Source organism: Bacillus sp. FSL K6-0073 (assembly GCF_038006085.1).
Lineage (GTDB): Bacteria > Bacillota > Bacilli > Bacillales > Bacillaceae_G > Bacillus_A > Bacillus_A cereus.
Genome location: NZ_JBBOUN010000001.1, coordinates 2,341,662 through 2,354,292, shown reverse-complemented (window position 1 = coordinate 2,354,292; position 12,631 = coordinate 2,341,662). Strand labels below are relative to the sequence as shown.

Sequence of the window (12,631 nt, the reverse complement as noted above, 5' to 3'; positions counted from 1 at the left end):
AATGTTATCTACCTATTATAAGGAGGAACAATTATGTTTGGGAAAACAGCAGGTGAAGCATTAGTTGATTTATTAATTGATTGGGGAGTAGAGCACATATACGGTATGCCTGGAGATTCCATTAATTCTATCATTGAAGCTTTAAGAAAAAAACAAGATAAAATTAAATTCATTCAAGTTCGCCATGAAGAAGCTGGTGCACTAGCAGCGGCTGCCTATGCGAAATTAACAGGAAAACTTGGCGTTTGTATGGCAATTGCAGGACCTGGTGCTATTCATTTATTAAATGGTTTATATGATGCGAAACTCGATAAAGCCCCTGTTCTAGCAATTTCAGGTCAAGTAGAAACCGATTTACTTGGAACGGACTTTTTCCAAGAAGTAAATTTAGAAAGAATGTTTGATGATGTTGCGGTTTATAACCAGCGTATTATGTCAGCAGAGCAACTACCTGCCGTAGTGAATCAAGCAATTCGAATGGCTTATACGAAAAAAGGTGTATCCGTTCTTACTATTCCAGATGATGTCCCGAAATTTGAAGTGAAAAATGGTGCCCGTGTTACAAATACTTCTTTTACTTTGCCTGAATTATTTCCACAAAAAGAAGATTTAGATGCAGCGAAACTCGCAATAAATGAAGCGAAAAAGCCTGTGATTTTAGCTGGAAAAGGAACAAAACATGCGAGAGAATCTTTACTTGCATTAGCAGAACATATTGGTGCTCCAATCGTACTTACATTACCTGCTAAAGGAATTATTCCTGATGAACACCCTCTTTGTATTGGTGGATTAGGATTAATTGGAACGAAACCTTCTTATGAAGCAATGAAGCATGCAGATACTTTAATTATGGTCGGTACTTCTTATCCGTTCACCGGCTTCTTACCTGAAAAAGCAAAAACAATTCATATCGATACAGATCCTGCCCAAATCGGGAAACGTTATGCGACAGATATTGGTTTAGCTGGTGATGCTGATAAAACATTACGATGGTTAATTGAAAATGTTGAAGAACACACAGACCATTCCTTCTTAGAACAGCACCAAGAAATGATGAAAAAGTGGGAAAATAAATTACACGATCAAGAAGAAGACTCTTCCATTCCAATTAAACCACAACGTGTTATGCATGCTCTGCAGCAAGTAGCTCATGATGATGCAATTCTATCAGTCGATGTCGGAAATGTAACAGTATGGACAGCAAGACACTTCCGTATGACAAACCAACAATTTATCATTTCTAGCTGGCTCGCAACACTTGGCTGCGGTTTACCTGGTGCACTTGCTGGAAAAATTGCTTTCCCGGATAAACAAGTATTTGCAGTTTGTGGTGATGGCGGATTTGGAATGACGATGAATGACTTCGTAACAGCTGTAAAATATAAATTACCAATCGTTGTCGTCGTATTAAACAATAATAAAATTGCGATGATTAAATTTGAACAAGAAGTTATGGGTAATATCGAATTCGAAACAGACTTAACGAACCCTGATTTCGCAAAATATGCAGAGGCTTGTGGAGGTATTGGATACCGTGTTGAGAATTTAGATGAACTACTTCCCGCTTTCGAAAATGCAGTAAAACAAAATAAACCATGTATTATTGATGTAGTTGTAGATGCTAACGAAGCACCAATGCCAGCAAAAATCACATTTGGTCAAGCCGCTGGTTATACGAAGCATATGATAAAAGAATTATTTGAAGAAGGTAAGATTGATTTACCTCCACTTTAAGCGAAAAAAGATAGCTGAAAACAATTTGTCTTCAGCTATCTTTTTTATTTTTGTATCTCTCTATAAAAAGAAAAGTCATCCATAGTTGGTTGTACTTAAGACTCTTATTTTTTATCAAGAGTCTTTTTATTTAATTTCGCTTCAGTTAATACTATGCATCTAAAAATCTTTATACATCTCGCTAACTATTTCAATTCTCTAAAGTTCGGATATACTTTATTTTATGAATGTATCGCACATCCACTTATAGAATTTTTCTTTCTCTTCAAATTGTGGATAATGAGCTGATTTCTCAAAAGTAATAAATTGTTTTTGATCTGCTTCTATCTTATCAAAATATGTTTTTGCTGCATGCAATGAAGTGTTATAGTCATATTTCCCTATAAAGAAATAAAACGGTAGCTTCATTTCAATCACCTTAGTAGGCAATGGATTTTTTAAATCCTTTTCTAATAAGACAGTTTGAGAATGTGATAATCCAACGTTATAACGAATTACGTCTAACAAGTTATATTCATTACAGAAAGATTTGAAAACATCTCGCATACACATTTTTATAAAAACACATAGAAAAGAGCCCTTGCTTTCAACAAAAGGACTCTTTTCATAAACTATTTAGCTACTTCTTCTTTCGGCATTACCATACCTTTATAAAGTTGAACAGTTATCCAGTAATACATGAAATAAATGACTAAGAAGATTCCTATTGGCACCCACACTTTCACAAACGGGTCAACTAATATAAAGCTGAATAAGTTAAGCCCAACTAAAACGTGAGAAATGCCAATGATTGCTGGGAAGATAAATAAATACGAAATTTCTTTATATATACTTTTCGTTAACATACTACGTCTCACGCCAATTTTTCGTAACATTTCATAACGTCGTACGTCGCGAGAAGCACCTGTTAATATTTTGAACATAAGGGAACTTGCCATCATTGCTAAAAAGGCAATTCCGAGGAAAAATCCCATAAACATTGTTCCGCTCATGAAGCTGTTCGTTAACTGATAAATTGTCATTTTCGTAAATATGTCTACCTTTGCACCTGTTGCTTTTTCAATTTGTTCTTTTTGTCTCTTGTCTATTTCGATCAATAATGGTTTATATTTTTTCATATCATCTACTTTTGCTAATGTTACAGTGTGTTCGGTTCCTTGAATTCCTTTATAATGCTCTTCATCTGCAATTCTTACTGGTTTTCCGTTAAATTGATTATGTGTAAGTTGTATTTCTCTTACAATAGCATCTTCCCAATCTTTTGGCATACGAGGAAGCTTATTCGCTACTTCAGGAGCTTCCAAAGCAGAATATACGGGTTCAGTTAAAGGTTCAGCCACCCGTTTACGCGCAGGTTCTTTTAAAGTTTTCGTATCAAAGCGTTCGGAAATTAGTGGTGGCTTCGCTACTAAGTCGTTACGTAAGTAATACACCGCTTCCCCATCTACTTTATACTTGTACTTGCTTTCTTCAACAATTTCCATTTCTTTTAATGCTGCTGTATCTTGTTCGTTTGGATCATGAATTGCAACATCATATACACGAGAAAGGTCTGTCATAATACCTACATTTTTTTGGAAAGCCATACCTGCAGTCATCGCACCTGCGCCTAATGCAATTAACATAGCTACAGTACCTAATACTCTTGATAAACTATTAACTCGAAAGCGTAGCTGTGCGTATGTAAAACTATTTAAGCCCGTTTCATTTCGTTTTTTATTTCCTTTAATTTTCATCACAAAAAATGGGAGTAATGAACTAAAGATGAAATATGTTCCAAGTGTTGTAACGATGGTTGCTATAATAAAACCTAATTCAGCATATATTTTTACATTGATCATAAAATAGTACCCTGTACTTACTAGTAATACACCAAGTACTGTCATTATTATAATGCGAGTTTTACTTTTCTTCACTTCATCTAGTGTTTCATCTTCACGAATTAACTCTAGTTCAGTTTTACGTAACAATCGGACACTGTTCATTAAGCCAGTAATGAAAAATAGTATTAAGAAGAAAATAGCTGTGACTAAAATTGCTGGTGTGTATACAGATGCATAACTACCTTTTGCTGAAATTTCCATTCCATTCATTAAAAAGTTTCCTGCTACACTTGCAAGTAACATCCCTACTAAAATACCGATAATAATACTGACAATACCCATACCGAATGTTTCAATAAATAATAACTGTGCTACTTTTTTCTTTTTTGCACCAAGCATCATGTACATACCGAGTTCTTTTCTTCTTAATGTGAGCAAGAAAGAGTTGGCATATATAATATAAAATACAGTAATGAAAGATAATAGTATTGCACCTACCCAAAAGACGAGTCTAATACTACTAATTAGACTATTATCTTTCGTAAATTCACTATTCATCGCCATTGTTTGGAACATGTAGAAAATACTAATACTAATAACGAGGCCAATAAGTAAAACCATATAATCTTTTAACATCTTTTTCATACTATGACGTGATAATTTAAATAACATAGTTTCGCCCCCCCCCCTACTTAGACTCAGCAGCTGAGCCCATATGAGCGAGCACACCTAAAATGTCTTGATAGAAATTCTCTCGAGTGCCTTGACGATTTAATTCTTTATAAAGAAGACCATCTTGAATAAATAAAATACGCTCACAATAACTTGCACTAAATGCATCGTGTGTAACCATCAAAATACTTACATTGTGATTTTCATGTAAATCTTGCATCGCTTCTAATAAACTTTTTGCGTTTTTACTATCAAGCGCACCTGTCGGTTCATCTGCTAATACAATTGCTGGATTATGTACTAAAGCTCTTGCCGCCGCTGTTCTTTGCTTTTGTCCTCCAGAAACAGCCGTCGGATATTTTGTTAAAATTTCGGTGATACCTAATTTCTTCGCAACGTCATTTACCTTTCCAGTAATCTCACTTGACGGTACGCCTTGCAAAGAAAGTGGTAAAGCTATATTTTCATAAATTGATAAGTTTTCTAGAAGATTAAAATCTTGAAAAATGAAACCTAATTTTTGAGAGCGAAAATCAGATAACGCATTGCCCTTCATAGAAGTAATATTTGTACCAGCTATCGTCACACTACCACCTGTCGCTTGGTCAAGTGTACTTATCACATTAAGTAAAGTCGTTTTGCCAGACCCAGAAGGTCCCATGATCCCGACAAATTCTCCTTCTTTAATACTTAACGATACACCCCTTAATGCTTTTGACTGATTCTCATTTCTTTTCCCATACGTTTTTTCTACACTTTCTACAGTAACTACATTTGTTGACATCTCTTTCACTCCATCCCTTTTGTATAAAATTAATTTCTCACATATTTCTTATTATTTTGCCATATAAATCCTTAAGATTTTTTTAATTATTCATTCAATAAGAGTTACACCCTTAACATGAACCTATTTCCTACTCCATATTCTCATTTTTCTACAACTCGTTCCCTCGATTTCGCTTACATTTACCTTACATTTTTGTAAGATAAAAACGAAAACACACTAATTGCTAATAGTGTGTTTTCTTTACAATCAATATTTTCTATTCTTTATTTCTTCTTCAATACTTGCCACAAATACATCTAGCGCAATAACTTCTGACTTCTCTTCCCCATATTTACGTACATTTACAGCTCCGTTTTCCATTTCCTTATCCCCAATAACAAGAACATACGGTACTTTTTGCATTTGTGCTTCTCTTATTTTATATCCTAATTTTTCATCTCGTGCATCTTGTTCAACACGAACTCCAGCTTGTGCTAATTTATGTGCAATCTCATTGGCATATTGTTCATGTACTGCATTTGAAACTGGAATTACTTTCACTTGAACTGGTGCCACCCATGCCGGGAACGCACCTCCAAAGTGCTCAATTAATATTGCTAAGAAGCGATCTAATGACCCTAAAACTGCTCTGTGAATAACAACTGGTCTTTTCTTTTCATTATTTTCATCTATATAATTCAAATCAAATTTCTCTGGCATTTGGAAATCAAGCTGGATTGTTCCGCACTGGTGGCTTCTATTTAAAGCATCTTTAATATGAAAATCAATTTTCGGCCCGTAAAATGCACCGTCACCTTCATTTAGTCTATATTTATAATTTAGCGATTGTAATACATTTTCTAATGCCGCTTCTGCTTGCTCCCATAATTTATCATCACCCATTGAATCTTCTGGACGAGTAGAAAGCTCTACTTCATATTCGAATCCAAAAGTTTTATATACGTAATCAATTTGCGCCATTACTGATTTAATTTCATCTTCAATTTGTTTTGGAGTTACAAATAAATGTGCATCATCTTGGCAGAAAGTACGTACTCTTAATAATCCGTTTAACGCACCACTAAATTCATGACGATGTACTTGACCAAATTCACACATACGAATCGGTAATTCACGATAAGAATGCAATTTATTTTTAAACATAAGCATGTGCCCTGGGCAGTTCATCGGTTTTAATGCAAAACTTTTATTATCTACTTCAGAGAAATACATATTATCTTTATAATGTCCCCAGTGCCCTGATCTCTCCCATACTTCTTGGTTCATCATGAACGGAGTGCGTACTTCTTGATACTTATACTCTTTTTGAATTTCTCTTAAAAATGCTTCCAATTCGTTACGAATCATTTGTCCTTTCGGTAAATAAAACGGCATTCCCGGAGCCTCTTCAGAAAACATAAATAACTCAAGCTCACTGCCTAACTTACGATGATTTCTTTTTGCTGCTTCTTCAACGAAATGTAAATACTCTTCTAATTCTTTTTGAGAAGAGTATGCAACACCATATATGCGCTGAAGCACTTGGTTATTACTATCACCTCGCCAATATGCACCGGAAACGTGAGTTAATTGAAATGCTTTCAAATAACCTGTAGATGGTAAATGTGGTCCTCTACATAAATCTACAAATTCACCTTGTTTATATAGTGTTACACTTTCCCCACTAGGAATTGCTTCTAAAAGTTCTAATTTCAAGCGGTCGTTCATTTCTTGAAACAGTTTAGCTGCTTCTTCTCGAGAAACCTCAACTCGTTCTATCTTTATATTTTCATTTATGATCTTTTTCATTTCTTTTTCGATTTTTCGTAAATCTTCTATGTTTACACTACTTGGAAGATCCATATCATAATAAAATCCATTTTCAATAACAGGTCCTACTCCAAGATTTATATCACCATACAATCTTTTTACAGCTTGCGCTAAAATATGTGCCGCGGAGTGTCTTGCAATTTCTACCCCTTCATTTGAATCTATAGTAATGATTTCCACTTCCGCATTTTCTTCAATATCTCGGCGTAAATCATATAATCCATCATTTACTTTCCCCGCGACTGCTTTCTTTTTCAAACTACTGCTAATGGATCCAGCAATTTCTTCTAAAGTAACTCCATTTACAAATTCTTTAACGCTACCATCTGGAAATTTAATTTCAATCATTTGTTCTTTCATTTTTCATCTCTCCATTTCATAATAAAAAGCACACTCATCCCTAAAATAGGGACGAGCGTGCTTTTACCCGTGGTTCCACCCAGATTCCCATTGTAAATATACAATGGCTTCATTTACGGTAACGTCGTTTACACGGCACTAGATACTTCATTTCCCTAGTGCAGCTCTAAGGTGGTAAGTTATTTTTCTGCGTTAGGAAGTTCTCAGCTTTCCTTCCTTCTCTGTATAACCGGGTAAAATAACTCGTGTCCTTTTCTTCGCTTATTATGAAATTGAATGCAAAAAAGCATATTCATCCCTAAATATAGGGACGAATATGCTTATATCCGTGGTTCCACCCAGATTCCCATCACAAAAAAACATAATGGCTTCTTTTGCGATAACGTCGCATACACGGCACTAGATACTTCATTTCCCTAGTGCAGCTCTAAGGTGGTAAGTTATTTTTCTGCGTTAGGAAGTTCTCAGCTTTCCTTCCTTCTCTGTATAACCGGGTAAAATAACTCGTGTCCTTTTCTTTGCTTTTTGTAAAACATCCATTTATTGTTATTTAATATATCTTATTCATTTTATTTTTGCAAGTGTTTAAAAAAATTATTTATTTAATTTAAAAAAGCGAAACCAAATTTTTTTGGTTTCACTCCACAATTTTACCAATCTTGTGGTTCGTAATTTAAGTCTGCAAATAGACGTCTTTTCTCTTTCTTCGTTAAATCTCTCCACTGCCCAACTGGTAAATTATTCAATTCGATATTCATAATTCTCGTACGTTTTAACGTGTATACTTGATAACCTAAAGCTTCACACATACGGCGAATTTGGCGATTTAGCCCTTGTGTTAAAATAATTTGGAACTCATATTTTGATAACTGTGTAATCTCACAAGGAAGCGTTTTTGTTCCTAAAATTTTAACACCCGCTGCCATTTTCTCTAAGAAATCAGGTGTAATTGGCTTATCTACTGAAACGATATATTCTTTCTCATGTTTGTTTTCAGCACGTAAAATCTCATTAACAATATCACCATCATTCGTTAACAAAATTAAACCGTCTGAGTCTTTATCAAGACGTCCAATGTGACTAATTCGTAAAGGATGGTTCACTAAATCGATAATATTACCTTTTACAGCTTTTTCACTCGTACATGTAATACCTACTGGTTTATTTAAAGCGATATATACGTGATCTCGAGCAATTCGAAGCTGCTCTCCATTTACTCGTACATCATCACCTGGGTTCACTTGGTCACCAATTTTTGCAACCTTACCGTTAATAATTACTCTTCTCTCATTAATTAGTTTATCCGCTCCACGTCGAGACGCTTTTCCAGCTTCACTAATAAATTTATTGATACGCAAATTAGGCACATCCTTTTCTAAAAAAATTTCAAGCTCACACTGCTTCTACCGTACAATACAAAAGGGTAAGCCTCCTATTATAACTTAAATATATTAACATGAAAGGGTATATAACGTCTTCTATTAATTACTTGTTTATAAGAAAATATCTTTATTATACATTCATTTATGCACTTTTTCAGCGTTTAATATACAAGCCATTCTTCCATACATACAGCTTGTTTTCCTTTTATCCCTTCTATCTCTTCATGAATATTAGCTAATTTATATAAACCTGAGAAAATCTCTTCCACATAATGTTGATGCATCTTTTCATCTTTCCAATACGTTAACACTATGTAACGATTTTCATTTTTTAAAGACTTCCCAACTACTCCACCTAACATTCCTTTTGCTTTTTCCATTCCTTTATTCCAAATTGTTTCTTGCTTATGTAAAAAATGATTTTCCTTTTCCATCTTTACATCACATATAGCAACTCTTACGAATGATCCTTCTGTAACAACGTCTTTCAAATGCGTATCAGTTATATCATACAACGTTTGAAATAATTCAATTTCACATGAAAGAAACGTCTCCTCTTGATTACTATTTAAATAAATTGTATCGTGAGCACCATTCATAAATGATTGATATGTACTTCTATCTTCCCATAAAGTAAATACACATGCCTCATCTTCATACCATCCACCAAATTGTCCATGAAAACCATCTAGGTGCCGTATATCACGCCATTTTCCTTGCGCATTTGAAAACAATTCCTTTTTCTCTTCTTCCACCTTACAGTAGATTGTTTTTAGTAGCATTTTTAATTCCCCCTTTAGCATATAATTTATCTTCTTCTCACAATAATTAGTTCACATAATATTTTTATAATCACCCTAATACTTTTTATAGACATATAGAACTAATCATATTTATCACTACATCTATCAAAACATCTATCGAATTTAATTTCAAATGATTCAGAATAAAAAAAGATGTAACTCTTAATGAATTACATCTTTAGCTAATCTCCCTTATTCATCTTTTTCTCAAATAAATAATACGTAATTTCTCCCGGATAATGTACTACTGCTACCTTCCGCTCCCCTTTTTTAAAACTAACAGTATGCCCATTTTCCCCTAAGTTCTCCCATCCACTCGCCTTTGTAATTGGCATTACACTTATATATTGATAGTCCTCTTCCTTATCATCGTTAATATGGATTGCTGACATTGGCACTGGAAAATCTTTAATTTTAGATTCTTTATTCATAAATATGAATGCAATTAAACCAACTAATAACATAACCATTGAAATACTTGAAACTAGTTTTCTTCTATTCATTTTCACTAAAAACCCTCTTTTCTCACATATAACTTTCATCATTTTACTAACTTTAATTATTTATGTATAGAAAAGATATATTTTAAATCATTTCTAACCTATTTTCTCTACTTAAAACAACATTATTGTTATATATTATAATTATAAGTTTTTAAATTTTGGAGGCGTTACATATTGCAGAAATTACTTTTTACTAAATGGACAGTTGTTATTTCTATTTTCATCATTTTTGGTACAATTTTCTACGTTACTAATGTTAAAAATAACCACGAAAAAGCAACTATAGAAACAGCGGATACAAAAACTTTCAAAACTAAATTACAACCTAAAATCAATGAATTGACTACTACTTATAATGACATCATCAAAAAAGATTGGTTACCTGCTTGGGAAGAGATTAACACGAATGGAGATTCAGTAGATCGAAATAAACTATTAGTTACAATGAGTGCTGTTTCCAAGCAGTACGAAACAATTATGAACGAAATAGACACGCTTAAAATTGAAGAAAACATAACAGATATAGATATACAAAAACAACTACTTCAATTCACAAATCAGTTTAAATCCGCATCAAATTTCATGAAAAATGCAGCAAATTTGATTATAGACGGAGCAAATAACTCTACTCCAACCGATGAAACTATTGAAAAAACAAAACAAGCTTTAGGACTTGCGGATCAACATATTGTCATCGCTTTATCTACTTTAAATGAAGTTGAAGATAAATTAGGACTTACAAAAAAATAAAACTATTTACTATTTTAAAATAAAAAATGATTGCAATTCACAATTTGTATGTCTATAATGTTTTTATTGATTTACAATCAATGTGTTTATAAATTTTATAATTCGGATGAACCATTCAGGAGAAGGTCTATTGATCTACCGACGGGGCAAAAAGTTGTTATACCAACTTTGAAACTCTCAGGTCTTGGTTACAAGTAGAACTGCATGGGGACGAATCTCTGGAGAGACTCCCTCTCGCTTTCATAGAGCGCGGAGGAAAACGAGCACCGAAGGAGCAAATCCGCTACTTTAGCGGATAATCTCTCAGGTAAAAGGACAGAGACAAGCGAAAGAAAAAGCCGATTGTATCGGTTTATTTTTCTATCCCTTGTTTCTCCAGAGACCATTTCATTTACTTGAAGTGGTTTTTATTTTTTCTAAAAAAGGAGAATAAAGATGGAGACAGTAAGTAAAGTATTAGAACAAATGAATCAATACGTGTGGGGATTACCAACTTTGTTGCTACTCGTTGGAACAGGTATCATTCTCACAGTGCGTTTGAAAGGTTTACAGTTTAGTAAACTATTATACGCTCACAAACTAGCGTTTAAAAAATCAGAAGATACTTCTTCTTCTGGAGATATTAGTCACTTCCAAGCACTCATGACAGCTATGGCCGCAACGATTGGTATGGGAAATATAGCCGGTGTTGCAACAGCGGTTACAATTGGTGGTCCTGGTGCAATATTTTGGATGTGGATTACCGCTTTATTCGGTATGGCAACAAAGTATGCCGAGGCAATACTTGCAGTAAAATACCGTGTTAGTAATGAAAATGGTGAATATTCAGGTGGACCAATGTATTATTTAGAGCGTGGTTTAGGTAAGAAATGGCTGGCAGTATTATTCGCTATATTCGGCACAACTGCTTCTTTCGGTATTGGTAATATGGTGCAATCTAACTCAGTTGCAGAGGCAATGCGAATTAATTTCTCTTTCCCTCCTGCTTTAACTGGTATAGTAATGTCATTTTTAATCGCAATTGTTATTTTAGGCGGTGTAAAAAAAATTGGGAAAGTGACGGGATATGTCGTTCCTATTAAAGCTTTCTTTTATATAATTGCTGGTCTTATAATTATTTTCTATCACTACGACCAAATTCCAGAAGCATTTTCACTTATTTTTTCTGGTGCATTTAATGGTACAGCAGCTGCTGGTGGTTTTATTGGGGCAACAGTTGCATCAGCTATTCAAATCGGAATGGCGCGTGGTGTATTTGCGAACGAAGCTGGTTTAGGGAGTGCCCCTATTGCCGCGGCGGCGGCAAAAACTGATTCGCCTGCAAAGCAAGCTTTAGTTTCAATGACTGGTACTTTTCTAGATACGTTTATTGTATGTACAATTACAGGACTAGTATTAATTACTACAGGTGCTTGGAGATCTGGTAAAACTGGCGTTGAAGCTACAACATTTGCATTCCAATCTGTATTTGGTACTGCTGGTAGTATGATTCTCGGTATCGCAATTATTTTATTTGCCTACTCTACTATTTTAGGCTGGTCGTATTATGGAGAAAAATGTGTAGCTTATTTATTCGGAGAAAGTGCAGTTAAATATTATAAAGCAATCTTTATTGTTATGATTGCAATTGGTGCTAATTTAAAGCTAGGAATCGTATGGACATTTGCTGATATTGCAAATGGACTTATGGCAATTCCAAACTTGATTGGTCTAATTGGATTAAGTAGTATTGTTGTTGCTGAAACGAATCGCTTTTTACAAGCAGAGAAATTGAAAGAAAATAATAAAAAACAGGCAAGTTAATCTATGAAAAAAGGAATGACTCATACATGATGAGCGTTCCTTTTTTCATCCCCTCTTTTACTTAATTACTATCATTAAAAATATATTTATATCAATATTTACTCCTTTTTATTCCTTCAAAAGTTTTTCACATAAATGTCATAAATCGTATGGTCTAACTATATAGTTGAAAAGGAATGCGACATTAAGGTGTCACTGAAAAACT

General features: G+C 34.1%; 9 protein-coding genes, 1 pseudogene, 1 riboswitch and 2 other annotated features. Of the genes and pseudogenes, 3 read left to right on the top strand and 7 right to left on the bottom strand.

All coding sequences use genetic code 11. The annotated features are described in order from the left end of the window. The first annotated feature begins 33 nt into the window (after positions 1-33). Positions 34-1,734 carry a pyruvate oxidase gene (locus MHB52_RS12320; protein ID WP_000467236.1) on the top strand — a complete coding sequence of 567 codons (1,701 nt, stop codon included), beginning with the start codon at positions 34-36 and terminating at the stop codon, positions 1,732-1,734. Between the two features lie 216 nt (positions 1,735-1,950). Here MHB52_RS12320 and MHB52_RS12315 read toward each other — a convergent pair. The 7 genes and pseudogenes from MHB52_RS12315 to MHB52_RS12285 all read right to left on the bottom strand — a co-directional run. After that, a pseudogene (locus tag MHB52_RS12315) lies at positions 1,951-2,253 on the bottom strand (hypothetical protein); the annotation flags it as partial. Positions 2,254-2,345: 92 nt separating this feature from the next. Further along, complete coding sequence (locus MHB52_RS12310; RefSeq protein WP_000897862.1) at positions 2,346-4,229, bottom strand: FtsX-like permease family protein; 1,884 nt, start codon at positions 4,227-4,229, stop codon at positions 2,346-2,348. 16 nt (positions 4,230-4,245) lie between these two features. Continuing rightward, on the bottom strand, positions 4,246-5,013 hold the full coding sequence (locus tag MHB52_RS12305) for an ABC transporter ATP-binding protein (protein WP_000106426.1): 768 nt from the start codon (positions 5,011-5,013) through the stop codon (positions 4,246-4,248). A 249-nt stretch (positions 5,014-5,262) separates the two neighbouring features. After that, on the bottom strand, positions 5,263-7,185 hold the full coding sequence (gene thrS, locus MHB52_RS12300) for a threonine--tRNA ligase (protein ID WP_061664947.1): 1,923 nt from the start codon (positions 7,183-7,185) through the stop codon (positions 5,263-5,265). A 44-nt stretch (positions 7,186-7,229) separates the two neighbouring features. Then, positions 7,230-7,452, bottom strand: a binding site (T-box leader). 36 nt (positions 7,453-7,488) lie between these two features. Next, positions 7,489-7,713: a binding site (T-box leader), on the bottom strand. A 122-nt stretch (positions 7,714-7,835) separates the two neighbouring features. Beyond that, positions 7,836-8,543 (bottom strand): 23S rRNA pseudouridine(2604) synthase RluF, encoded by a 708-nt coding sequence (gene rluF, locus MHB52_RS12295; protein ID WP_001222160.1) that lies wholly within the window; start codon positions 8,541-8,543, stop codon positions 7,836-7,838. A 185-nt stretch (positions 8,544-8,728) separates the two neighbouring features. Then, positions 8,729-9,349: a YdbC family protein gene (locus MHB52_RS12290; protein WP_061664692.1), complete on the bottom strand. Its 621-nt coding sequence runs from the start codon at positions 9,347-9,349 to the stop codon at positions 8,729-8,731. A gap of 203 nt (positions 9,350-9,552) precedes the next feature. Beyond that, positions 9,553-9,915, bottom strand: a complete 363-nt coding sequence (locus MHB52_RS12285) for a hypothetical protein (RefSeq protein ID WP_001999750.1) — start codon at positions 9,913-9,915, stop codon at positions 9,553-9,555. A gap of 132 nt (positions 9,916-10,047) precedes the next feature. Between MHB52_RS12285 and MHB52_RS12280 the strand changes: the two genes are divergently transcribed. Together MHB52_RS12280 and MHB52_RS12275 are read left to right on the top strand one after the other, a co-directional pair. Next, positions 10,048-10,623, top strand: coding sequence for a hypothetical protein (locus MHB52_RS12280; protein ID WP_001170883.1), 576 nt, complete (start codon positions 10,048-10,050; stop codon positions 10,621-10,623). A 208-nt stretch (positions 10,624-10,831) separates the two neighbouring features. After that, positions 10,832-10,952: riboswitch (glycine riboswitch) on the top strand. Positions 10,953-11,058: 106 nt separating this feature from the next. Continuing rightward, positions 11,059-12,426 (top strand): alanine/glycine:cation symporter family protein, encoded by a 1,368-nt coding sequence (locus MHB52_RS12275; protein WP_000451049.1) that lies wholly within the window; start codon positions 11,059-11,061, stop codon positions 12,424-12,426. Positions 12,427-12,631 lie beyond the last annotated feature (205 nt).

Coding starts and splice junctions, on each gene's coding strand:
- MHB52_RS12320 (WP_000467236.1), top strand. CDS start 34: ATGTTTGGGAAAACAGCAGGTGAAGCATTAGTTGATTTATTAATTGAT.
- MHB52_RS12310 (WP_000897862.1), bottom strand. CDS start 4,229: ATGTTATTTAAATTATCACGTCATAGTATGAAAAAGATGTTAAAAGAT.
- MHB52_RS12305 (WP_000106426.1), bottom strand. CDS start 5,013: ATGTCAACAAATGTAGTTACTGTAGAAAGTGTAGAAAAAACGTATGGG.
- thrS (WP_061664947.1), bottom strand. CDS start 7,185: ATGAAAGAACAAATGATTGAAATTAAATTTCCAGATGGTAGCGTTAAA.
- MHB52_RS12290 (WP_061664692.1), bottom strand. CDS start 9,349: ATGCTACTAAAAACAATCTACTGTAAGGTGGAAGAAGAGAAAAAGGAA.
- MHB52_RS12285 (WP_001999750.1), bottom strand. CDS start 9,915: ATGATGAAAGTTATATGTGAGAAAAGAGGGTTTTTAGTGAAAATGAAT.
- MHB52_RS12275 (WP_000451049.1), top strand. CDS start 11,059: ATGGAGACAGTAAGTAAAGTATTAGAACAAATGAATCAATACGTGTGG.